Raw genomic sequence first — 25,164 nt, forward strand, 5'->3', positions numbered from 1 at the left:
TAAACGCTTTTAGTTTTTTTATAAGCTTGTTAGCTGAAGAGGTCTCCATTAGGATTTGGAGGTCCAGAAGCTGCTTGAGATTTTTGTGGGTTTTCTTTCTGAATTATTTATTGCTAGTGTTCAAAAACGTTGCTTTGTCTTTTTATTAGGATGTCTTTAATGATTTGTTACAGTGTATTGGTAAAGTTATCTGATTCAATTCGTTGGAATTGGTTGGTAATTTGTTAGTTTTGCCTGAACTCTTGTGTTTTTCACTATTCTTGTATTTATTTACTAGAGGTGATTGCTAAAGAGGTTTTTTGAAAAATAAGACCTTATTAAAGACCATATATAGCATGAAGCGGACTATTTTAATTACTGGAGGTGCTGGGTTTATTGGATCTCATGTTGTGAGACGATTTGTTACCAATTACCCTGATTATCATATTGTGAATTTAGATGTTTTGACCTATGCCGGAAATCTAGAGAACTTAAAAGATATTGTTGATGCGCCTAATTACTCTTTTGAAAAAGGTGATATCACCGATGCTGTTTTTGTAGATGCCTTATTTGCACGTTATCAATTTGATGGTGTTATTCATTTGGCTGCGGAATCTCATGTAGATCGATCTATTACAGATCCTTTATCGTTTGTAAAGACCAATGTTTTTGGAACGATGGTACTTTTAAATGCTTTTAAAGCACTTTGTGCAACTGGCTCAGAGGGCAAACGTTTTTATCATATTAGTACCGATGAGGTTTATGGAAGTTTAGGCGCTGAAGGTTTATTTACAGAAGATAGCTCTTATGATCCAAATTCTCCATATTCGGCTTCAAAAGCAAGTTCAGATCATTTTGTTCGTGCTTATGGTGAAACGTATGATATGCCTTATGTGATTAGTAATTGTTCAAATAATTATGGACCTCATCATTTTCCTGAAAAATTAATCCCTTTATGTATTCATAATATTATACATCATAAACCTTTACCTATTTACGGTGATGGTCAGTTTACACGTGACTGGTTATATGTTATTGATCATGCTTTAGCTATAGACCTTATTTATCATGAGGGTGTTACTAAAGAAACCTATAATATAGGTGGTTTTAATGAGTGGACAAATATTGATTTAGTACGTTTGTTGTGTACACAAATGGATGAGAAATTAGGACGTGCAGCTGGTACAAGTGCAGAGCTTATCACTTTTGTAAAAGACAGACCAGGACATGATTTGCGTTATGCGATTGATGCTAGTAAAATAAATGAAACTTTAGGGTGGTCGCCAAGTGTGACTTTTGAAGACGGTTTATCTAAAACTATTGATTGGTATTTGCAAAATGACGATTGGCTAGCGAATGTGACTTCTGGTGCGTATAAGGATTATTATAACACACAATACTCTTAATATTATGAAAGGAATTATTTTAGCAGGAGGATCGGGAACACGATTACACCCCTTAACATTAAGTGTGAGTAAGCAGTTGTTACCTATATATGATAAGCCGATGATTTATTATCCGCTTTCGGTACTTATGTTGGCTGGTATTACAGAGATTTTAATTATCTCTACCCCTCACGATTTACCCAACTTTAAACGTTTGTTAGGCGATGGTACAGCTTTAGGATTGACTTTAAGTTATAAAGTACAGCCTTCTCCAGATGGTTTAGCGCAAGCTTTTATTATAGGAGAAGCTTTTATAGGTACAGACGATGTGTGTTTGGTTTTAGGTGATAATATTTTTTATGGCGCTGGTTTGCAAGGTTTGTTACGGCAAGCTGTAACTGCGGTTAAAGATGAACAGAAAGCTGTGGTATTTGGTAATTATGTGAGTGATCCAGAACGTTATGGTGTTGCTGAGTTTGATGCCGATAACAATGTGATTAGTATTGCAGAAAAACCGCAAGTCCCAAAATCTAATTATGCTGTGGTAGGGCTTTATTTTTATCCTAATTCGGTTATAGATGTTGCTAAACAAGTTAAACCCTCAGATCGTGGAGAATTAGAAATTACTGCTGTTAACCAATATTATTTAGAACAACAACAACTTAAAATGAATATTTTAAGTCGTGGCTTTGCTTGGTTAGATACGGGAACCCATGAAGCTTTAACTGAAGCGACTGAGTTTGTGAAAGCTGTAGAGAAGCGTACAGGACTTAAAATAGCTTGTTTAGAAGAAATAGCCCTTAATTATGGGTGGATTTCAAACACAGAGTTAAGCGATAGAATAACTCATTTAAAAGGCGATTATTATGCGTACTTAAAACGATTAACTCAATAACATAATAAAAGTAATGGACAATTCGTACTACTATAAAAAATAATCGTTTATTAGAACTCATAAATAAAAACATTTCATGAAAATATTAGTTACTGGAGCTGCAGGATTTATAGGCTATCATTTATGTGTAAAATTAATATCCTTAGGTTATAGTGTTGTTGGCTTAGATAATATTAATGATTATTATGATGTAAACTTAAAAATAGCACGTCTTAAAGAATTAGGGATTTGTGATACAGAAATAATATATAATAAAAGTATTGTAAGTCAGTTGTATAATGAACAATTTAGCTTTATAAAGCTGAATTTGGAAGATAAAGAAGAGCTTCCTTTATTTTTTGAAGCGCAGAAATTTGATATGGTTTGTAATCTTGCTGCTCAAGCAGGGGTACGCTATAGTATTGAACAGCCAATGAAATACATTGAAAGTAATGTTGTTGGTTTTATGAATTTATTAGAATGCATACGAAGTTATAATGTGAAAAAACTTGTTTACGCAAGTAGTTCTAGTGTTTATGGAATGAATGACAAAGTTCCTTTTTCAACAGAGGATAATGTAGATCATCCAATAAGTATTTATGCAGCGACTAAAAAGAGTAATGAGCTTATGGCACATGCATATAGTCATTTGTTTAATATTCAAACTATAGGTTTACGTTTTTTTACGGTTTATGGTCCTTGGGGACGACCAGACATGGCTATGTTTTTGTTTACAGATGCTATTCTTAATAAGCAACCCATTAAAGTGTTTAATAATGGAAACCTCTCAAGAGATTTTACATATATAGATGATATCATCAACGGTGTTGTAGCAACAATAGAAGTCCCTTCAAAAAAACAATACGCAGTTTATAATATTGGAAATAATAAACCTGAAAAATTATTAGATTTTATAAGCGAAATTGAAAAAGTAACTGGTGAAAAAGCTGAAAAAATAATGCTGCCTATGCAAGATGGTGATGTTACACGTACTTGGGCGGATACGACGAATTTACAAAACGATTATAATTACAATCCTAGTAGCTCTATCAGTTATGGTGTTGCGCAGTTTGTAAAATGGTATCAAAAATTTTACAGTTTGATGTTTTAAGAATTATAATTAATCCATTTTTTGGAATAATTTTCTATGTAATTATGTCTTATTTATTTAAAATAGATTCCTTAATTGAAATCATTAATATTATAAAAAAACGATGATAAACGTCACTAAAACTTTTTTCCCACCAATAGAGGAATACCAAAAACAAATAGAGCGCATTTGGAAAAACGAGTGGTTAACCAACAGGGGTGAATTAGTATTAGAGCTAGAATCTAAATTAAAAGATTATTTAGAAATATCTAATATTACGTTAATGAATAACGGTACAATACCTATACAGATTGCTTTAAAGATTTTAGGTGAAAGAGGGGAAATCATAACGACTCCATTTAGTTATGTAGCAACAACTTCTGCTATAGTTTGGGAGAGTTGTACACCTGTTTTTGTTGATATTCATCCTGATTACTTAACCATAGATGAAACAAAAATAGAAGAAGCTATTACATCAAAAACTAAAGCGATTTTAGCTGTTCATGTTTTTGGTAATCCTTGTAATGTAGCTGTAATTGAAAAAATTGCTAAAAAACATGGTCTATATGTAATATATGATGCTGCACACTCTTTTGGTACAACCTATAAAAATAAATCTGTTTTTGAATATGGAGATGTTAGCACCTGTAGCTTTCATGCCACAAAAATATTTCACACAGGTGAAGGTGGAGCTTTGTTTTGTAAAGATGAAGAACTGAATAAAAAACTATATTATAGCCATAATTTTGGGCATAAAACAGCTACAACTTTTTATGGATTGGGAATTAATGGTAAAATTTCGGAGATTAATGCTGCAATGGGTTTAGCAGTATTACCTCATATGGAGCACATAATTGCTAAAAGAAAAGAAGTTGTTGATTATTATAATGAACATTTGAGTTTTTTAAATTATAAAACCATTAAAATAAGAAAAGGTACACAATGGAATTATAGCTACTACCCCGTTATCTTTGGAACAGAAGAGAAATTGTTGCAGGTAATGACTTTATTAAATAGTAATAATATTAAGCCAAGACGTTATTTCCATCCTTCTCTTAATACATTGGACTATGTAGCCTCTATCAATATGCCAATTTCTGAAAGTATTGCTGAACGAACTTTATGTCTACCTTTGTATGCGGGTTTGATAAAAAGTGAGTTAGAGCTTATATGTAACCTAATAAATAATGTTAGTATTAAGAACTAATGACCTTGAAAAGGTCATTTACTTAGAAGCAAGATAAGCGTTTTTTTTTTTTCTGTTTTTTAAAATGATGTAAATGAAAAAAAGGTAGATAAATTAAAAATATCACACTTTGAAACTTTTATAAAGTGTGAATTCTAAAAAAAAACAGAATTATGAAAATAGTTTTAATAGGTGGCGGAACACAACTTTCTTATTCCGTAGACATAATTGAAAAACAAAATATTCACACAATTGTAGGTATTATTGATAGTGAAAAAAAAATTGGTAAAAAAATCGATGGTTATGAAGTTATAGGTAGGCAGGAAGATATCAGCACTCTTATTGAAAAATATAAATTTGAAGGCTGTCTTATTACTATTGGAGATAATTATACTAGAAAATTGATTTATGAAGAGGTTAGTGAAAAAGCACCTAATCTTAATTGGCCTAATGCTATTCATCCTTCTGTAATTATTGGAAAAAATGTTATGATGGGAATGGGAATATTGATGATGGCAGGTGTTATTGTAAATACCAATGCAAAATTAGGAGATTTCACAAATTTTTTTACACGATGTAATATTGAACATGATTGTGTGATTAATGATTATGCGAGTATTTCTGCAGGTGTGGTTTTAGGCGGGAAAGTTATCGTTGGAAAACTATCAGCTGTAACTTTAAATGCTACTGTTTTCGATCGATTAACAATTGGTGAAAATGTAGTTGTCGGTGCTGCTTCACTTATTACCAAAAATATACCTGACAATGTTTTAATTTATGGAAACCCTGGAAAAATAATAAGAACACGAATATTAGGAGAAAAATTTTTAAATTAATGTTAAAGATAATTTATTGTTAATAAGTATTGTTTCACATATAAATAATCAATAGTAGGTTTACTCACAGAAAGAGTTTAGAAATACAGATTTAAACTGAATACTATTAGGTTTTACTGAAACACCAAGACAGGAGATAAGATTGTATCAAGACGTAAAAAAAATGAAGAAAAGAACTATGATTCACTTATTATTAAAATATAAAAATAAATGAGTAGTTTAAAAAAGAAAACGCTTGATGGGTTATTATGGAGCACTATTGAAAGGTTTTCTATTCAAGCTGTTCAATTTGTATTAGGCATTATTTTAGCTCGTTTACTACTTCCTTCAGATTATGGATTTATAGGTGTGTTGGCTGTTTTTATGTCCATTTCTCAAGCATTAATAGACAGTGGTTTTTCTCAAGCCTTAATTCAGAAAAAGAATGCAGACGAAAAAGATTACAACACAGTATTTTATTTTAATATAGCTTCATCCGTTTGTATTTATATTGTTTTATTCTTACTATCCGAACCAATAGCTGTTTTTTATGAAGAACCTTTATTAGAAAACTTGATAAAAATTTTAGGTTTAAATATTATTTTTTCTTCATTCTCAATAGTTCAATTAGCAATACTTACTAAAGAATTAAACTTTAAAACTCAGTCTAAAGCATCCTTAATCTCAGTTATAATCAGTGGTGTAATAGCAGTTTATTTTGCTTACACAGGTATGGGAGTTTGGGCTTTAGTTATACAAGTATTGCTTAAAAGTAGCATTAATACACTATTGTTATTTGTATTTACTAAATGGAAACCTATTCTGTTGTTTTCTAAAAAATCTTTTCATTCATTATTTTCTTTTGGATCTAAACTGTTGTTTTCAGGGTTGTTAAATGCCGTTTTTAATAATATTTACTTAATAATTATTGGTAAATTTTATACAATTAAAGAATTAGGGTATTATACTAGAGCAAATCAATTTCAGCAATTACCCTCGGAAACACTTACTGTAATTTTACAAAGAGTAACCTTTCCGGTTTTAAGTTCAATTCAAGATGAGGATGAGAAGCTATCATCCTATTATAAGAAGTTTATTAAATTAGCGGCCTTTATTAATTTTCCTTTAATGACTCTTTTAATAGTTCTTGCAAAGCCATTAGTAAAACTATTACTTACGGATAAATGGATTGAAGCGGCTCCTTTTTTACAATTGCTTTGTTTTGTTGGTATTTTATACCCTATTCATGCAATTAATTTAAACCTATTAAAAGTAAAAGGAAGATCCGATTTGTTCTTAAAATTAGAGGTTTACAAGAAGGTTTTAATTATAATTTCAATTGTTATAACAATTCCTTTTGGAATTAAAGTATTAATAATCGGTCAAATAGCCTGTTCTTTTATTTCACTATATTTAAATACTTACTATACAAAAAAACTTATCGATTATGGTTTTTTTGCACAATTGAAAGATTTATTTATATATTTTACAATTTCTGTAATAATGGGTATTGTGATGTATGTTTCAATTATGTATATATCTTCAAGTAGTTTAAAGTTAATAGTAGCTACTATAGTAGGCTTTTTTGTGTATTCTATACTTGGTTTTTTCTTAAAAATAAATGAAATTGAAGAAATAAGAAAAATAGTGCTTTTAAAAATAAAAAAAAATAAATGAAACCATCCATTTTAATTATAGCAGATTTCCCTAATTGGGCTTATTATGAGATTCAACAATTTGTGGCAAAATCACTTTCTGATGAATTTGATTTTTATTGTGATTTTTTAATTTACAATACTAAAATTAAATCCAAACATCCAATAAGACGTATTAAAAGTTATTTAGATAAGAAAAAGTATTCATATATAAAGCCAGATTGTAACTATGATATTGTTTTTTATTTGGGGTATTATTTTGAAGAACAGATGAAAGTTGATTGGACTGCTAAAAAGGTTATAAAAGGAATTTATACAGATGGATTTCCTCCTTCTAATGCGAATTTTACAGGTACAATGAACGCTTTTTTAGAGCATTTTTTTAAAGACGCAGCTGCTATGGCTTGTGGGTCTAAACAAATATTAGAAACTTATAATAATTATTATGATAATTGTTATAATGCAAATATGATCTTAGATACAGAGTTTTTTAAACGCAAGTCAGAGAAAAAGAATACTAATTTTACTATAGGTTGGACTGGTAATCCGAAAAGAGATTTTAAAGGGTATTATAGTCATATAGTTCCAGCTATTGAAAAGCTACAATTAACATACTCAGATATTAAATTAAAGTCTCGTTTTTCAGGGCCAATGGAAACACTTCCTAACTTTTATGAGGATGTAGATATCGTTGTGATTGCATCAGATGCAGATGCTGGACCATCCCTTTTTGGAGAAGCAAGTCTGATGGATGTTCCTACAGTATCTACTAATGTAGGTTGGCCTGAAAATGTAATTAAAAATAATGTAAATGGATTTATCGTTGAAAAGGATATCAATGAAATTGTCGATAAAATTGAGCAGTTATATCTTGATAGGGTATTATTAAACAGTATGTCAAAAAGAATAAGAAAAGATTTTATTGAAATATTTAATAGAGAAGATGCTGTTGGACGATGGAGAACTATGTTTAATGAAGTTTTAGAGTCGTAAATTTATGCAAGATCCCCAAATATTATTATCAATCACACTCGCTACCTATAATGTTCAAGATTTTATTCAAGAAAGTCTTGATAGTATCTTGAGTCAAAGTTTTAAAGATTTTGAGCTCATTTGTATTGATGATGCTTCGCAAGACAATACCGCTCAAATTATTAAATCATACGCCCAAAAGGACGACAGAATTACCTTAATAGTAAAACCTAAAAATGAAGGTCTTGCTGTGGCGAGAAACGCATCACTTGCATTAGCAAAAGGTAAATATGTAACTTTTTTAGACGGGGATGATATTTATGATACCACACTTTTTGAAAAAGCTGTAGCATTAGCAGAACAAGAACAAAGCGATATGGTACTTTGGGATTATGTAACGTTTTATGATAATAAAGACCTTAATAAATTAAAAACAGAACCCTCTAGTTTGCTTAACTTTAACGTTAAGGATAAAAAAGCATTATTAAAAAGGCCAGCATTTACTTGGGTAAAGCTATTACGAACAGAAAAAGCAAGAACTTTAAATATACACTTTCCAGTAGGCTATACACGCCAAGATATTCCCGTACATTGGCATTTAGTTACTGAATTAGAAAAAGTTTCTGTTTTACCAGAGCGGTTGGCTTATTATAGGCAACAACCAGATGCTACAACAGCAAAAAAAGACTCAAAATTATTTCATTTGGTATATGTAATGGATATTGTTGAAAAAAAGTTAAAAACACAAGGGCTATTTAAACAGTATAAAGAAACATTTTATACGCAGCAACTTAATTTTTTTCAAGGTATGTATGATAATATACAAGATAGCTATAAGGTAGAAGCATTATCTTTAATTAAATCACGTTTAAGCGACACGCATTTGCAGTTTTTAAACTCTACTAAACAAGTACGACCACAAACTAAATACTTTTTAAAAAGTATTAAAGGTGATACATTTGCAACTATTCAATATCATGTTTGGCAGATGTTTAGAAAAGTATATCGCACCCTAAAGAAATAAGTGATGAGAAGTTATTTAGTGAAACTTAAAAATAATATTCCATTTCTGTATTATTTATGGAATTATCAACAATGGAAAAAAGGGGTAAAAAGTCTAGAAGAAATTTCTGACGAAGCCTGTGTTTTAAACCTATACACCACTTATAGTGGTAAAGTTCCTAATTTAAAAGCACCACGCACTTTTAGTGAGAAAATGCAGTGGTTAAAATTGAATTACCATAACCCATTAATGACTATTTGTGCAGATAAATATGAAGTGCGTAATTATTTAACTCAAAAAGGATATGCTCATATTTTAGCCAATGTAATTGGTGTTTATGAAAAAGTAGCTGATTTACCAATAAGTACATTACCTTCAAAATTTGTAATAAAAGCGACTCATGGTAGTGGTTGGAACTTAATATGTACCGATAAAGCTAAGATTAACTGGTTTTGGTGGAAAAAAACATTAAATATTTGGTTGAAAAATAACATTTTTTGGCCAGGTCGCGAATGGCCTTATAAGTATATGAAACCACGATTAATTGTTGAAGAATTTTTAACAGATACTAGCGGACAATTAATGGACTATAAATTTTTCTGTTTTAACGGGAAAGTACATTTTATTCAAGCAAATAAAGGAAGAGATACAGATAATCATGCACAGAATTTTTACGATTTAGATTGGCATATTCAACCTTTTGGAAAAGATCTAACCCCAAGACCCGATATTACAATAGCGCCGCCAATTAAGTTGAAAGAAATGACTGCTATCTCAGAAGATCTTGTAAGAGATTTACCTTTTGTGCGTGTGGATTTTTATGAAGTTGAAGGACAAATTATTTTTGGGGAAATGACATTTTATCCTAAAAGTGGACTTCCTGATCTTACACCCGAAATTTATGATAGTAAACTGGGAGAACTATTAACTTTACCAAAACCAATGATGTAATGAAGAAAATGAAAGTGACTCATGTAGTTGGTGCGATGAATAGAGGCGGAGCAGAGGTAATGCTGATGGATATTTTTAGAAACATGTCCAATGATTTTCAACTTCATTTTTTAGTAAATTACAAAGTGAAGTCTGGAATTGTAGCAGGTGATTTTGATGCTGAAATTGTAAAAAAAGGTGGTAAAATTAATCACATTCCTGCACAATGGGATATTGGTCCTATAGCTTATTTAAAAGCATTTAAAACTTTTTGTAATGAAGAAGGTTTACCAGATGTAGTTCATATACATATGAATGCTAAATCTGGTATCATAGCCATGGCAGCTAAAAAAGCAGGTGTTAAAACAGTAATTGTACATTCGCATGCCAATTTAAAGTTTAGAGGTAACATAATTTCAAGAACAGCAGCAACAACAGAGTTGTTTTTTCAAAAACGCTTAATGGCAAAATATGCAGATTGCTTTTGGGGATGCTCTGAAGAAGCTAACCAAAGTTTGTTTTTAAAGCATTTGCTAACTAAAGATAAATCAGAAATAATTAATAATGCTATTGCTGTTGAGGTTTTTCAAAGTGTAAATATTGAAAAGATAAATCAGTTAAAATCAAAATTTAAATTAACAGACAATACCATTGTACTTGGTAATATTGGTAGAGTTGTAAGACATAAAAATGTTGGTTTTATTATAGAAATTCTTAATGAGTTACATAAAAAAGGGATTGATTTTTCATTTGTATTTGCTGGTAGAGATGAACAACCCGATTATTTAAAAGAAATTTTACATAAAGCAGAAACCTATAATATTTTAGATAGAATACATTATTTAAATGTACGTGAAGATATTGCTGAATTAATGAATGCTTTTGACGCTTTTATTAGCCCAGCTCTTAAAGAAGGTTTTGGTTTGGTTGCGGTAGAAGCTCAAGCTGCAGGAACACCTTGTTTGTTATATGAAGGCTTTCCTAAAACAGTAGATATGGATTTGGGCTTAGTTAGCTTTTTTAGTTCATTTAAAGTGAATGAATGGGTAGATGAAATTGTAAATTTGTCTCCAAGACTAAATGATAAGACTGCAATACATCATAAAATTAGCGAGAAAGGTTTTGACATACAGTCAAACATCGCTAAAATTGAAGAATTGTATTTGAAACATATAAATAAAATAAAATAAAATAAATTAATTAATATTAAAGCTTTTTGAATGAATAATTCAGTAGAACTTGTAATATGTGGAGATATTTGTCCCACAACAGATACCGAAGCTTTTTTTAAGGCTGGTTCACCAGAGCCTCTTTTTAATAAGATTATGCCTGTTTTTGAACAAGCAGATTTTGTTATGGGAAATTTAGAGTTTGTGCTTACAGATACGCCTAAAGCCATTGAAAAAGCTGGTCCTATTCTTTACGGAGCTACTAATTATATAGACATCATAAAAAAAGCAGGTTTTAATTTACTCAGTTTAGCAAACAATCATATTAAAGATTGTGGAGAAGAAGGAGTGAAAAGTACTATTAAGACTTGTAATAATGCTGAGATTGCTAATTTTGGAGCAGGAAAAAATATTTCGGAAGCAAAAAAACCGTTTATAACAACCATTAATGGAATTAAGATAGGTGTTATGGCTTTCGCCGAACAAGAATTTAATTGTGCATCCATTACAAGTTATGGCGCTAATTTTTTAGACCCTTTTGTAGATTTAGATGCCATTACAGAAATTAAAAATAAAGTAGATTATTTAATAGTAATTTATCACGGAGGCGTTGAGTATTATGAATACCCAAGTCCGCTACTTCAAAAAAAATGTAGAAAATTTGTTGATAAAGGTGCAGATTTTGTAACCTGCCAACACAGTCATTGTATAGGAACTTTAGAAAACTATGCTGAAAAAAAGATATTATATGGACAAGGAAATACACTTTTTGGATATCGTGAAGGTAATACATCTTGGAATGAAGGCTTATTGGTGAAATTGAATTTAATAAAAAAGGAAGATAAATTAATTGTTGATACTACATTAATTCCTATCCATGCTGTAAGTAAAGGAATAGAACTTTTAGATACAGTAGAGTCAAAACAACTTATTGATAATCTGCAAGAGCGTTCCTTAAAAGTATTAGATAAAGATTTTATTCAAGCCTCTTGGGAAGACTTTTGTGAGCAAAAAAAATGGTTGTATATACCATGGCTTTTTGGATTTAATCGCTATTTTATTCATTTAAATAGAATCCTTAAGCATAAGGTTGTGAAACAGTTTTATAGAAAAAAACAAATTGCAACTTCATTAAATATCATTAGATGCGAAGCACATAATGAAGTTATTCAACAATTATTAAAAGAAAAATAAAACATTTTTATGCTAGTATATTTTATCTTACTACCAATAGTGTTATTCTTTTTACGCTTGTCTTATTCAAAAAAAGCAGGAAAGCGTATAAGTTATATTCCTGTGTTTATTTCAGCACTAATTCTAATCTTTTTTGCAGGATTAAGAGCTAGTAGTGTTGGGACAGATACCAATAATTACGTAGGAATTTATGAGAGTTTTAGTTCTTATAAAGGTTCTGTTTTTGAAATGCAAACTACTCTTGAAGTAGGGTATTTACTTTTACAGAAAATAGCCTTATTGTTTTCAAAAGAATATTGGGCCATATTAATCATAACTGCTTTAATGTCTGTATTACCTTTTTATTATGTTATTAATAAGCTTTCTCGTAATGAAGTGCTTTCGTTATTCTTATACATCACTTTAGCTGTTTATTTGGTGTTTTTCAATGCAGGTAGACAAGGTATTGCGGTCGCTATTTCTTCTATTTCTGTAATTTACCTTATAAAGCGAAGTATGTTTAAATATTTTGCTTGTATCATTATAGCCTCTTTATTTCATAATACCGCTTTTATATTGTTGCCTTTCTATTTTTTATTAACACGAAAAGTAACCATAAAAAGCACATTACTTTATCTTTTTGGAGGACTTGTTAGTTTTGCTTTTTTAAGTGTGTTTCTATCTTTTTTTAGTAGTGATATAGAGGCAAGATATGCTGTTTATGAAGATAGAGGTGCTACTGGAGGTTACTTGTTGGCCGCTTTTTTTGTGTGTTTGAGTATTTTTCTATTTATAATTAGAAACAAAATGTCAGATAAAAACTTAAAAATGTTTGAAGTGTATTTTAATTATTGTCTGTTTACCTCTATAATTTACATAGTTGTTATTTTTACAGGATCTGATGTTAATTTTATACGTTTAACCAATTATTTTGCAATAGGATATATTTTAATTTGGCCTATAGTTTTTGAAGATGTTAGGATTTTTAAGTCCAACATGATAAAATTGATGTTTGTATTAATTCATCTTTTGTTTTATGGTGTATATTTAAATCAAATGGCCAGTTTAACACCTTATAGTTTAAATCCTCTGATATACTAATGAAAGTCACTATTGCTATTCCATTTTACAATGCTGAAGCTTATTTGCTAGACGCCATTCGTTCAGTATTTGCTCAAACCCATAAAGACTGGGAACTTATTTTAATTAATGACGGCTCTACAGATGATTCATTGAAGATCGCTCAGTCTGTAAAAGATCCTCGAGTAAGAGTTGTTTCTGATGGAAAAAATAAACGATTAGCAGGACGATTAAATGAAGTAACTAAACTAGCTAAGTATGACTATATCGCCAGAATGGATGCAGATGATTTAATGTCGCCAAACCGAATTGAGAAACAGTTAGCTGTATTTAAAGAAAACCCTGAAATTGATATTATAACCACAGGCGTTTTTTCGACGCTTAATAATCTTACGTTAAAAGGAGTTAGAGGACAATCCTATAATGAAGCTTCCTTTGAGGATATTATAAGTAGAAGAAAAGCTGTTACTCATGCCGCTATAATAGCAAAAAAAACTTGGTATGAACGTTATCAGTATGATGAGAGTTTAAGCATTGCTCAAGATTTAGAATTATGGATAAGAGCTTCGTATAATAATGATTTTAAAATAGTATCTATAGCAGAGCCCTTGTATATATATAGAGAAGAAGATAATGTTACAGGTCATAAATTATTGAGAGCTTATGCAAATGAGCGACAAATGATTTCTAAATATAGTTTGGGCGTTTTAAAATATAAATTAAGTATTAAATCATACTTTAAATCTGCTTTTGTAAGGTTGTTAATTATATTTAATAAAGTAGATATTCTTTTAGCTAGACGCGCTAATGGAGAAATCCTTGAAACAGATAATCAGAAGTTAGAAAATGCTATTAAGCAGATACATGGAGTAAAACTTCCTCTATAATATTTAAATATTAAAGTCATAATGAAATTAATACATGTCTTTTCGGCACCTCAATCAGCCTATTTTTTTATGAATGGGCAGTTAAATTATATGATGTCTAAAGGTGTAAAGGTGACTGTAGTAATGCCTTTTGATAAAGAGTTTAATATTAAGTTTAAAAAACAACAACCTAATGTAGAAGTTATTAATATTAATTTTGAAAGAAAGATATCTTTAATTACAGATCTTAAATGTCTGTTTAAATTGATTAAAGTTTTTAAAATTATTAATCCAGATATAATTCATTTACATACACCAAAAGCCTCTTTATTGGGTGCTTTAGCAGCTCGGATTCTACTTAAAAAGTATATTATTTATCAAATGCATGGTTTGGTTTCAGCGTATGGAAATACGGTTAAAAAAGGTATTCTGTTTTATATGGAAAAACTAACTTGTAGCCTGTCAACTCAAATATTTGCAGTATCTCCTAGCTTAAAAAAACTGGCTGTTACTCATCAATTTTGTAAATCAGATAAAATTTCAGTCATTCAAAATGGGACAATTAATGGTATTGATTTTAAAAATCAATTTAATCCAGATCATTTAAAGTGTACAAATACTAAGCTTAATCAATTAACAAAAGGCCAATTTGTAATTGGCTTTGTAGGGCGGTTACAAAATGATAAAGGTATTGATGATTATCTTAAGGTTTTATTGGAATGTAAAAAGCATAAATTAGATACCATAGGTGTAGTTGTTGGACCAGATGAAAGTCAAGGTGAATTTGCAACACTTTTAGAAAAATATAATTTACTAGAAGGAGAAGATCTTATTTTGTTAGGACAACAATTGCAGCCTCAAAATTTTATGATTTACTTTGATGTACTTCTCCTACCAACAAAAAGAGAGGGTTTTGGTTTAGTAGGAGCCGAAGCAAATGCTTTAAAAATACCTGTTGTAGGTTATGATATTCCTGGTTTTAGAGATGCTGTAATACATAATGAAACAGGGTGTTTAGTGCCATTTGAAAATGTAAAATCGTTGTTTGAAGCTGTTTTTATGTACTATGAAAATCCAGTTTTGAAAAAAGAACATGGAGAAAAGGGTAGCTTGAGAGTTGAAAGAGATTTTAAACCAGAGGCTATATGGGAAGCCTTACTTGAAATGTATCAAGGTTTAATAACGCATTAGATTAATTATATAAGAAATTTATAGACTAAGCATGTCACAAAAACAACAACTTTCGTTTATAGGATATTCAGGTCACGCTTATGTGTGTATTGAAATTGCGCAGCTTTTAGGACATAACCTATTGGGGTATTACGATATTTTAGAAGTTTCTAACAATCCTTATAATTTACAGTTTTTAGGACATGAAGAGGATTTTGAAAAAGAAGAAAGCTTATTATTTGTAAGCATTGGAGATAATAAAACTAGAGCCCAGATATATGCTAAACTTTCTGCTATTAAAGCAGATGTTTTTACGTCATTACAACATCCAACCGCTGTGGTTTCAAAGACCGTGAAAATTAAAAAAAACACACTTATTTCATCGGGAGTTTCTATAAATGCTTTAAGTGTTATAGAAACAGGATGTATTATAAATACAGGAGCTATAATTGAACACGAATGTTATATTCATGAATTTGCACATATTGCTCCAGGCGCAGTTTTATCAGGAAATGTTACTGTAGGCGCACGTAGTTTTATAGGAGCAAGAGCTGTTGTAAAGCAAGGTGTTACTATAGGTAAAGATGTTATTGTAGGTGCAGGTGCAGTTGTAGTTAATGATATTCCAGATAATTATACGGTAATTGGGTGTCCCGCAAAACCCTTAAAAAAATAAAACAAAAATTATGATCCCATTATCAATTCCAAAATTAAACGGCAATGAATCTAAATATGTACAAGATTGTTTAAGTACCGGTTGGATTTCATCGGCAGGAACTTATGTAAATCAATTTGAAGCTGAGGTTGCTAAGTATGCAGGCGCCAAATACGGTATTGCTTGTATGAATGGTACGGTAGGTTTACATATTGCTCAAATTTTATTGGGCGTTACTGAAAATGATCATGTTATTGCCCCAAATATTACATTTATAGCGACATTAAATGCTATAAAATATACAGGTGCGCAACCTATACTTATTGATGTAGATGCTAGTAATTGGCAAATGGATTTAGATTTGCTAGAGGCGTATTTACAAGACGATACTATTGCTGAATCTACAGACACCGAAACCTACCGTATTGATAAAACCACCAAAAAACGTGTACGCGCTATTATGCCGGTTCACGTATTAGGAAATATGGGCGATATGGATCGTTTACTCGCTATTGCACACACGTATCATTTGGATGTTATTGAAGATAGCACTGAAGCTTTAGGAAGTACTTTTAAAGGCCAACATTCTGGAACTTTTGGTAAATTAGGGGTATTCAGTTTTAATGGGAATAAAATAATATCTACCGGTGGAGGAGGTGTTATTGTAACCAATGACGAAGCCTTAGCTAAAAAAGCCAAACATTTAACTACCCAAGCCAAAGTGAGTGCTATGGATTATATTCATGATGACATAGGTTATAATTACCGACTTGTTAATGTTTTAGCCGCTATTGGCGTAGCGCAAATGGAACAATTTCCTGATATCTTAGCCGATAAGCGCGCTATGGATGCCTATTATAGAAACGCCTTACACGGTGTTGGCGATATTACTTTTCAAGCTATTCCAGAAGGTACACATCCTAATGGTTGGTTGTTTACGTTTAGTACGTCGCGTATGCGCGAATTATTAGATTATTTAAATGCTAATGGTGTGCAATCTCGTCCGTTTTGGATGCCAATGCATCAACTAGAAATGTTTAAAGATGATATCTATATCACACGCAATAATGTTTCAGATATGGTGTATAAAAACAGTATAAGTATTCCAAGTTCAGCAGGAATTACACAAAAGCAATTAGAGACTGTTGTTAAAGCGATTAAAGATTTTTATCAGCAATAATTAAGGTGATATTCATATAAATCAGGTAAATTGCGCCCTGTTGTTTTTTCTTTAGATATAGAAAAAAGCAATTATTAATTCATGTCATAACTTATAAATAGTTGTAAAAAAAGAAGCCTAATGAATCTTATAGATATTCCTAATTTTATAAAAACATATATTACAAAAAGACAGAAAAGCCTTTTTGAGAACGATATTGAAACTCACAAAGCTGTTTTGAGTGAAAAGATAGCCGGTAAATCTGTATTAGTTATTGGAGGTGCTGGAACTATTGGATCATCATATATTAAAGCTATTTTAAAGTTTAAACCCGGCAAGTTATACGTGGTAGATACCAACGAGAATGGTTTAACTGAGTTAACGCGTCAATTGCGTTCGGATGCTAATTTATTTGTGCCAGACGATTTTAAAACCTATCCCATGAATTTTGGTGATCCGGTGTTTAAAAAAATGTTTTTAGCAGAAGATCGATTTCATATTGTAGCTAATTTTGCAGCGCATAAACATGTGCGAAGCGAAAAAGATAAATATTCTATTGAAGCTATGATTGATAATAATGTTTTTAAAGCGAAAGCCTTTTTAGATATTTTAGTAAGTAAAAAACCAGAACATTTCTTTTGTGTTTCTACCGATAAAGCTGCGAATCCTGTAAATGTTATGGGGGCAAGTAAGAAATTAATGGAAGAGGTTATTATGTCTTATAGTAATGACTTGCAAATTACTACTGCACGTTTTGCTAATGTGGCTTTTTCTAATGGGTCGCTATTAGCAGGTTATATTGAACGTTTATTTCAGAATCAACCTATTTCTTGTCCTTCAGATGTGAAGCGCTTTTTTGTGTCTCCTGAAGAAAGTGGACAAATTTGTATGTTGGCTTGTATGTTAGGGCAATCTGGAGATATCTTTTTCCCGAAATTAGCAGAAGAGGAAATGGTGTTTTTTAAAACCATTACCCTCGGCTTTTTTAAAGCTTCTAAACGCCCAATTATAGAGTGTTCTTCTGAAATTGAAGCCAAACAAAAAGCATTAACTACTCAAGAAAGTGATCCATATCCTGTTTATTTTTTCGATACCGATACCTCTGGTGAAAAACTTTACGAAGAATTTTACACTGCAAGTGATGTTGTAGATCAAGCGACTTACAACAGTTTAGGTGTGATTAAAAATGCTAGAAAACTATCGCAAGACACCATTAATACATCTATTTTAGAATTAAAAGCTTTAATGGATTCTGGAACTTATGATAAAGCAGCTATTGTAACGCTATTAAAAAAGCACCTTCCTGATTTTGAACATATTGAAACCGGAAAAAGTTTAGATCAAAAAATGTAAATTATGTATATAATATTTAAAAGACTTTGTGATATTTTAGTGTCAAGTCTCGCTTTATTGGTGTTGTCTCCATTATTAATACCTGTAGTTATTGGTCTTAAACTTACAGGTGAAGGTTATATTTGGTATAAGCAAGAACGTGTAGGTTATAAGAATAAGCCTTTTTTGATTTGGAAATTTGCGACGATGCTAAAAGACAGCCAAAATATGAAAGGAGGAGTAATTACTACCAAAAAAGATCCTAGAATTACACCAATGGGAGGCTTTTTAAGAAAAAGTAAAATAAACGAGTTGCCACAATTAATCAATATCCTTAAAGGCGATATGAGTGTTGTTGGTCCGCGTCCAGTAATGCAAGTCAGTTTTAATGCCTATCCTGATGATGTACAGAAAGTAATTTATAATGTCAAACCAGGATTAACAGGTATCGGTTCTATCATTTTTAGAGATGAAGAAGATCTTATTACGCAGGTAAAAGATAATGGTGGAGATACTTGGGCTTTTTATGCTGAAAAAATATATCCTTTTAAGGGTGAAGTAGAAAAATGGTATCAAGCTAATGAATCCTTTTTAGTAGATATTAAAATAATTATTGTTACTGCTTGGGTGATTTTAAACCCTGCAAGTGAAATTGTTTATACTTGGTTTAAAGATATTCCAAAACGCCCTTTTTAAAAAAAAAATATTTTTGTTAAAGAAGCTTATTAATACTCCTTTTCTTTTTGAATAGGGGTGTTTTTTTTGTTTTAAAACCTTTGTTTTTAAATAGTTAGTTTTTTTGTACTCACTCTCTGTGAAATTAAAATAAAATGTTAAATAGGTTAATTAATCCTATGAAAATCAAAATCTTATCTCTAATTTTGTCCAGTTGTAATTAATGATAGCTTATCATGTAACGCATCATTATGAAATACATTCATATTACAACTAGCCTTAAATAATTTATTTTTGTATGATTAAAATATTACTAGACAATTTTAGTCCAGAGCATAATGCTGTCGCTTGGTTAGTCGCTGCTTTTATATTGGCTTTTTTGATTGCCTATCGTGCATTTCCAACTATTTTATATGTAGCAAGAGAAAAGCATCTTATGGATGAGCCTGATAGTAGGAGTATGCACACGGATAAAACGCCAACTTTTGGCGGTATTGGTATTTTTTTAAGTTTGGTTGTTGTGATGTCTATAGTAGGGGCGATGTTGGATACTAAAGTCTTATTATTAGTGATGGGTGGTTTAACTATTTTATTCTTTTTAGGATTGAAAGATGATTTAACCACACTTCCTGCTAACCGTAAGTTTTTAGGCCAGTTATTTGCTGCCGCTTTACTTATTATATTTACAGATACACGTATTGGTAGTTTTTCAGGGATTTTGGGCATAGGCACGTTGCCTTATTGGGTATCGTTGGTTTTTACGCTTTTTGTATATGTGTTAGTTATAAATGCTTATAATTTAATTGACGGTATAGATGGCTTAGCCGGTAGTGTTGCTTTATTATTGAGTATTGTATTTATGTTTGCTCTTTATAGTTTAGGTGATTTAAGTTTAGCGACTATTTGTGTGGCTTTAGCGGGGTCTTTATTGGCTTTTTTACGTATGAATTTTTCTACCAAGCATAAAATTTTTATGGGTGATACCGGCTCTATGATTGTTGGTTTTTTATTGGCTTTTTTTGCTGTAAGTTTTATTTCAGCAGCAGAAAGAAGTTCTGATTCTATATTTTTATCTGGAGCACCAGCTTTAGCTTTGGCCATGTTATTTTATCCGTTAGCAGATACTTTTAGAGTCTTTTTTATTCGAATTATAATTTTAAAGACTAGTCCTTTTAAGCCAGATACCAATCATATACATCATCGGTTTATTCGTGCTGGTTTTAATCATAAATCTACTACAGCGATTGTAGTTGCTATTAATCTTTTGATTATTATTATTGCTTATAATTTATTATTCTTGAACTTGAATACACAAATTTGTTTATTATTTGTGTATGGTTCGTTATTGTACTCCATTCCATTTATGCTTAAGAAACAAGTGTATCAAAATAAAGGAATTGTTAAGCAAGATGGTATCTAATGGCTTGAAATTATAACGTTCGCTTTGTGGATACCATTTATTGCCACTATATTTGTCCATCATAAAAAGTATATTCATGAAACTCAAATTTTTAGGATTAATTATAGTTGCATTACTTAGTTCTTGTACATCTAGAAAGGATATTTTATATCTTCAAAATGCAGATGATCAAAACGAGAACACTGTTGTGTATCAAAACACTACTATTCAGCCTAATGATATTTTAAAAATTACTGTAGAGAGTTTGATGCCCTTAGCTGCTTTACCTTATAATAAAGGGGCCGGACAAACTGTACAGCAAAATAGTATTGAGTTGATCAAATTAGATGGGTATTTAGTATCTTCTGATTATGAAATTAATTTTCCGGTATTAGGTGCTATTTCTTTAAAGTCACTGAGTGTTCGTGCAGCCGAAGCTTTTATTGAAAAGCAACTTATAGATGGCGGCCATCTTAATGATGCTCGTGTAAGTGTACGTGTTGTAAATGCAAAAGTATCAGTACTAGGTGAGGTGGCTAAACCAGGAACTTATACTTTTACAGAACAAAATATTACCCTTTTACAGGCTTTAGGTTATGCTGGGGATTTAACTATAAATGGTGAACGTGAAAATGTGTTAGTGACTCGAGAAGTTGATGGTGTACGCCATGTTGCGCATTTAGATTTGACTTCTGCCGATTTTATGGATAGTGAGTTTTATTATGTAAAACCTAATGATGTGATTGTGATTAATCAAAATAATCCCAAAGTAAAAAGTGCAGGTTTTGTAGGAAATGTAGGTACCGTACTGACTATCTTTTCTTTAATATTAAGTACCACCATTATATTGACGCGTTAAGCTTATGATTACTCCCCAAGATATTACAAGTTATACCTCTGATACAGACGAGGCTTTAGACATAAAACAAGAAATTTTTAAATATTTACGTTATTGGCCTTGGTTTGCTGTAACGTTAGTGATTAGTTTGCTAGCCGCATATATGTATTTGCGTTATACACCTCAAATATATGAGACTTCAGCTAAAATGAAAGTTTTAGATGAATCTGAAGGTTTAGAATTGCCTTCGGCAGGTTTTTTATTGAATAGATCTAGTATTAATTTAGAAAATGAAACCGAAATTTTAAAATCGTATTTGATTTTAGAACAGGTTACTCGTAATCTTAAATTAAATACTACTTTTTATGTAGAAGGCAATGTGCGTACCTCTCAAATAGATAAATTGCCTTTTTATTTTGAACAATTAATCGCTGCTGATAGTATACAAGAGGCTGTAGATTATGATATATTTGTTCATGAAGGTGGTTTTGATATTTTTAATCATCTTACAGAAACTACAAGTACTATAACTCTTAGTGATTTAGAAAAATCGCCTTCTGGTTTACCTTTTATCATTAAGGCTAATGATGTTATGTCATTAGATGATTTAGTAAGCTCTCATTATATTGTAAAATTTAGACCTTTTAAATCTACAGTATTAGGTCTTAAAGGGCGTTTAAATGTGTCCGCTGTAGGAAAACAGAGTCATTTATTAGAAGCTTCTATAAAAGGCGAAAGTCGTGAGCTCTCAGAAAAAATTCTTAACGAATTGATGGTTGTCTTTAATAATGATGGGATTAACGACCGACAGTTGGTCTCTAAACGTACCTTAAGTTTTATTGATGATCGTTTTGTGTTTTTAGCAAAAGAATTAGACTCGATAGAAGTTGATAGAAAAGAATTTAAACAAGACAATAATTTAGTAGATCTTGTTGCCGATTCTCAATTAGGTTTAGAACAACGTTCAACATCGGATGCTGAGGTGTTTAGAGTGAATAATCAAGTGGCGCTAGCCCAATTGTTACAACAAAGTTTAGCGGAAAGTGCTACTGGTAATGGTGATTTATTGCCTTCAAATATAGGTTTAGAAAACGGCGGTATTAATGCTTTAGTTGCCGATTATAATACGGCTGTTATTGCGCGAGATAAATTAGCAAGTAGTGGTGGTGTTAATAATCCATCGGTTGTGTTTGCTCAGCGCGAAGTTGCTGGTTTGAAAAGCAATATTACGCGTTCTTTATCTAGCTACCTTACACAATTAGAAGTTTCAAGACAGCAAGTACAGCAACGTAATAATCGTTTTGTAGGACAAGTCTCTCAGATTCCTTTAAAGGAAAAGTTATTACGCTCTATAGAACGTCAGCAAAAAATAAAAGAAAGTTTATACTTATTACTTTTACAGAAACGTGAAGAGGCTGCTATTAATTTGGCAATTACAGAACCGTCAATAAAGGTTGTGGAGTATGCGCTTTCTGGTATATATCCTGTATCTCCAAAATCTAAAATAGTATATGCAGGAGCTCTTTTATTAGGACTTTTACTTCCTTTTGGGTTTTTGTATGTGATTTTTATGTTGGATACTAAGTTGCACGGTAAAGAAGATGTTTTAAAATTTAACTCAAAAATCCCTGTGATTGGAGAGATCCCTAATCATAATGTTAAGAAATTTGGGAATTTTATGTTCTCTGATCCTAATGATCGTACTCCAGCCGCAGAGGCTTTTCGTATTTTAGCATCTAATGTAAATTATATTTTACCCTTAGAGACCCCGCATGACGGCGGAAGTGTGATTTATACTACATCGACCATTAAGGGAGAGGGTAAAACTTATATCAGTTTAAATCTGTCGTTATCTTTAGCGAGTTTAAACAAGAAGGTGTTATTGGTAGGAACCGATTTAAGAAATCCGCAAATACATACACATATTAATAGACCTAAAACAAGTACGGGACTTTCAGATTATCTTTATGATACTTCTGCTCACTGGCAAGACGCATTAATAAAAGGTTTTGATAAGCAGCCTAAGCACGATATTTTGCTTTCGGGTAATATACCTCCAAATCCTGCTCATTTGTTAACTAATGGACGCTTTGAGCAATTTCTTAAAGAGGCTAGATTAGCATATGATTATATTGTTGTTGATACTGCACCAACCTTATTGGTGACCGATACTTTATTAATCTCTAAATTTGCAGATACCACGATATTTGTAACGCGTGCTAATTATACGGATACTAAATTATTAGGATTCTCTAAAGATCTAGTCGCTTCAGGTAAGCTAAAAAACTTAGCTTATGTTGTAAATGGTGTTGATGAGAAAAACTCTTATGGTTATGGCTATAACTACGGTTACGGTTATGGTTACGGTAGTGATTAATCTGCAATAGTTTATAATATAAAAAAAGGAACACGTTATAGCGTGTTCCTTTTTTTATGTTTAATTATCTGGTATTTAAAATGATTAGCTATTTGCTAGTGCTTTTAAATCTTTTATAGTTGTTGTTGGGTTGTCACTTTTAAATACATAACTCCCAGCTACCAATACATCGGCACCAGCATCAACCAGTTGTTTAGCATTTTTATTGGTTACCCCACCATCAATTTCAATTTGTGTAGTGGCTCCTTTTTTCTCAATTAAAGCTTTTAATTGTTTTACTTTGTTATACGTGTTCTCTATAAAGCTCTGTCCACCAAAACCAGGGTTTACACTCATAATGCATACCAAATCAATATCGTTGATAGTATCTTCTAAGACCTTGATATTTGTATGCGGATTTAATGCTACACCAGCTTTCATACCTTCAGCTTTAATAGCTTGTAGTGTGCGGTGTAAATGCGTACAAGCTTCGTAATGTACTGTTAAGATGTTACTTCCTAAATCGGCAAATGTTTTAATGTAACGATCAGGATCTACAATCATTAAATGGACATCAATAGTTTTGTTGGCGTGTTTGTTTATAGCGCTAAGTACAGGCATTCCGAAAGAAATGTTAGGTACAAAAACACCATCCATAATATCAATATGAAACCAATCGGCATCACTATTATTAATCATTTCTATGTCGCGTTGCAAATTTGCAAAGTCTGCGGCTAATACCGACGGGGCAATTAATTTACTCATTTTTTAGTGTGTTGTTTTGTTTGGAACAAAAGTAGCGGTTTCGTTTATTTTAATGTTATTTACTTTCAATAAAATTTTCAACCATAGCAATCACTTTATTTGCTAATTTATTATCGGCATTTCGCAACCATGCTAAATAGTCATTAAGATTACTTAAGCTTTGCTTGTTATCTATAATGGTAAATCCAAAGTTGTAATCTTCAAATATGCGACCTTCAATCGTGGTATTTATGACTTTAAAGATGTTATGATGTCGTGCATCATACGTAATTTTTTCATAGGTGGTATTTACTGTATCAATCTCACCTTCGAGTACTTGTAAGAAATTTTTATTTTTATAAATAAGTATACCTGTAATATTATTTTTAAAATTATTAGCTTTTGCTTTTTCGTATAGTGTTTCTATATTATCAAGTGATTCATGTTCTAATGCATCACTTATATAGCAAATAGTTTTGATCATAGTTTTTTAGGGCAGTTAAGTTGGTTTGTATTTTAGTTATTGTATGTGTAATTTAAAAATAAAATAAAATAAAACAAAACAAACCCACGGTAATCAGCCGTGGGTTCTTTCATCAATCAAAAAACGAACAGTTATGAGTAACTGTTTGTTGCTTTTACTTAGTCGGAAGCTTTTT

Annotated in this window: 23 protein-coding genes; 21 read left to right on the plus strand and 2 right to left on the minus strand. The window is 31.2% G+C overall.

Annotated elements, in window-relative coordinates; all coding sequences use genetic code 11:
* Positions 1 to 335: 335 nt before the first annotated feature.
* From rfbB to ACU4C5_RS07810, 21 genes are all read left to right on the plus strand, one after another.
* Positions 336 to 1,385 carry a dTDP-glucose 4,6-dehydratase gene (gene rfbB / locus ACU4C5_RS07710; RefSeq protein ID WP_446843614.1) on the plus strand — a complete coding sequence of 350 codons (1,050 nt, stop codon included), beginning with the start codon at positions 336 to 338 and terminating at the stop codon, positions 1,383 to 1,385.
* 4 nt (positions 1,386 to 1,389) lie between these two features.
* Positions 1,390 to 2,259: a glucose-1-phosphate thymidylyltransferase RfbA gene (gene rfbA / locus ACU4C5_RS07715; protein WP_446843615.1), complete on the plus strand. Its 870-nt coding sequence runs from the start codon at positions 1,390 to 1,392 to the stop codon at positions 2,257 to 2,259.
* Positions 2,260 to 2,335: 76 nt separating this feature from the next.
* Entirely contained in the window at positions 2,336 to 3,349 is a 1,014-nt protein-coding gene (locus ACU4C5_RS07720; protein WP_446843616.1) for an NAD-dependent epimerase/dehydratase family protein, read from the plus strand.
* 103 nt (positions 3,350 to 3,452) lie between these two features.
* A complete protein-coding gene (locus ACU4C5_RS07725) occupies positions 3,453 to 4,535 on the plus strand; it encodes a DegT/DnrJ/EryC1/StrS family aminotransferase (RefSeq protein ID WP_446843617.1) in 1,083 nt (360 codons plus the stop codon).
* 152 nt (positions 4,536 to 4,687) lie between these two features.
* Positions 4,688 to 5,350 (plus strand): NeuD/PglB/VioB family sugar acetyltransferase, encoded by a 663-nt coding sequence (locus ACU4C5_RS07730; protein WP_446843618.1) that lies wholly within the window; start codon positions 4,688 to 4,690, stop codon positions 5,348 to 5,350.
* Positions 5,351 to 5,560: 210 nt separating this feature from the next.
* Positions 5,561 to 7,006 (plus strand): lipopolysaccharide biosynthesis protein, encoded by a 1,446-nt coding sequence (locus ACU4C5_RS07735; protein WP_446843619.1) that lies wholly within the window; start codon positions 5,561 to 5,563, stop codon positions 7,004 to 7,006.
* Positions 7,003 to 7,977, plus strand: coding sequence for a glycosyltransferase (locus ACU4C5_RS07740; protein WP_446843620.1), 975 nt, complete (start codon positions 7,003 to 7,005; stop codon positions 7,975 to 7,977). The genes ACU4C5_RS07735 and ACU4C5_RS07740 overlap by 4 nt, the downstream gene beginning before the upstream one ends.
* 4 nt (positions 7,978 to 7,981) lie before the next feature.
* Positions 7,982 to 8,980: a glycosyltransferase family 2 protein gene (locus ACU4C5_RS07745; RefSeq protein WP_446843621.1), complete on the plus strand. Its 999-nt coding sequence runs from the start codon at positions 7,982 to 7,984 to the stop codon at positions 8,978 to 8,980.
* A gap of 3 nt (positions 8,981 to 8,983) precedes the next feature.
* The gene (locus ACU4C5_RS07750; protein ID WP_446843622.1) at positions 8,984 to 9,910 is read left to right on the plus strand and encodes an ATP-grasp fold amidoligase family protein; all 927 of its coding nucleotides are present in this window, start codon (positions 8,984 to 8,986) and stop codon (positions 9,908 to 9,910) included.
* Positions 9,910 to 11,079, plus strand: coding sequence for a glycosyltransferase (locus tag ACU4C5_RS07755; RefSeq protein WP_446843623.1), 1,170 nt, complete (start codon positions 9,910 to 9,912; stop codon positions 11,077 to 11,079). The genes ACU4C5_RS07750 and ACU4C5_RS07755 overlap by 1 nt, the downstream gene beginning before the upstream one ends.
* 30 nt (positions 11,080 to 11,109) lie before the next feature.
* Entirely contained in the window at positions 11,110 to 12,252 is a 1,143-nt protein-coding gene (locus ACU4C5_RS07760; RefSeq protein WP_446843624.1) for a CapA family protein, read from the plus strand.
* Between the two features lie 9 nt (positions 12,253 to 12,261).
* Entirely contained in the window at positions 12,262 to 13,332 is a 1,071-nt protein-coding gene (locus tag ACU4C5_RS07765) for an EpsG family protein (RefSeq protein ID WP_446843625.1), read from the plus strand.
* Positions 13,332 to 14,198, plus strand: a complete 867-nt coding sequence (locus tag ACU4C5_RS07770) for a glycosyltransferase family 2 protein (RefSeq protein WP_446843626.1) — start codon at positions 13,332 to 13,334, stop codon at positions 14,196 to 14,198. The genes ACU4C5_RS07765 and ACU4C5_RS07770 overlap by 1 nt, the downstream gene beginning before the upstream one ends.
* 21 nt (positions 14,199 to 14,219) lie before the next feature.
* Positions 14,220 to 15,368, plus strand: coding sequence for a glycosyltransferase family 4 protein (locus ACU4C5_RS07775; protein WP_446843627.1), 1,149 nt, complete (start codon positions 14,220 to 14,222; stop codon positions 15,366 to 15,368).
* Positions 15,369 to 15,399: 31 nt separating this feature from the next.
* Complete coding sequence (locus ACU4C5_RS07780; protein WP_446843628.1) at positions 15,400 to 16,023, plus strand: NeuD/PglB/VioB family sugar acetyltransferase; 624 nt, start codon at positions 15,400 to 15,402, stop codon at positions 16,021 to 16,023.
* Between the two features lie 10 nt (positions 16,024 to 16,033).
* Positions 16,034 to 17,182 carry a LegC family aminotransferase gene (locus tag ACU4C5_RS07785; protein ID WP_446843629.1) on the plus strand — a complete coding sequence of 383 codons (1,149 nt, stop codon included), beginning with the start codon at positions 16,034 to 16,036 and terminating at the stop codon, positions 17,180 to 17,182.
* A gap of 120 nt (positions 17,183 to 17,302) precedes the next feature.
* On the plus strand, positions 17,303 to 18,514 hold the full coding sequence (locus tag ACU4C5_RS07790; protein WP_446843630.1) for a polysaccharide biosynthesis protein: 1,212 nt from the start codon (positions 17,303 to 17,305) through the stop codon (positions 18,512 to 18,514).
* Between the two features lie 3 nt (positions 18,515 to 18,517).
* A complete protein-coding gene (locus ACU4C5_RS07795; protein ID WP_446843631.1) occupies positions 18,518 to 19,189 on the plus strand; it encodes a sugar transferase in 672 nt (223 codons plus the stop codon).
* Positions 19,190 to 19,466: 277 nt separating this feature from the next.
* Entirely contained in the window at positions 19,467 to 20,588 is a 1,122-nt protein-coding gene (locus ACU4C5_RS07800; protein ID WP_446843632.1) for a glycosyltransferase family 4 protein, read from the plus strand.
* 76 nt (positions 20,589 to 20,664) lie between these two features.
* Positions 20,665 to 21,426, plus strand: a complete 762-nt coding sequence (locus ACU4C5_RS07805; protein ID WP_446843633.1) for a polysaccharide biosynthesis/export family protein — start codon at positions 20,665 to 20,667, stop codon at positions 21,424 to 21,426.
* Between the two features lie 4 nt (positions 21,427 to 21,430).
* Positions 21,431 to 23,782, plus strand: a complete 2,352-nt coding sequence (locus ACU4C5_RS07810; protein ID WP_446843634.1) for a GumC family protein — start codon at positions 21,431 to 21,433, stop codon at positions 23,780 to 23,782.
* 84 nt (positions 23,783 to 23,866) lie between these two features.
* On the opposite strand, the gene rpe is transcribed toward ACU4C5_RS07810, so the two are convergent.
* Both rpe and ACU4C5_RS07820 read right to left on the minus strand, forming a co-directional pair.
* Positions 23,867 to 24,526 carry a ribulose-phosphate 3-epimerase gene (gene rpe / locus ACU4C5_RS07815; protein WP_446843635.1) on the minus strand — a complete coding sequence of 220 codons (660 nt, stop codon included), beginning with the start codon at positions 24,524 to 24,526 and terminating at the stop codon, positions 23,867 to 23,869.
* 55 nt (positions 24,527 to 24,581) lie between these two features.
* On the minus strand, positions 24,582 to 24,989 hold the full coding sequence (locus ACU4C5_RS07820; protein WP_446843636.1) for a BLUF domain-containing protein: 408 nt from the start codon (positions 24,987 to 24,989) through the stop codon (positions 24,582 to 24,584).
* Positions 24,990 to 25,164 lie beyond the last annotated feature (175 nt).

The sequence above is a fragment of the Lacinutrix undariae genome (assembly GCF_052934785.1).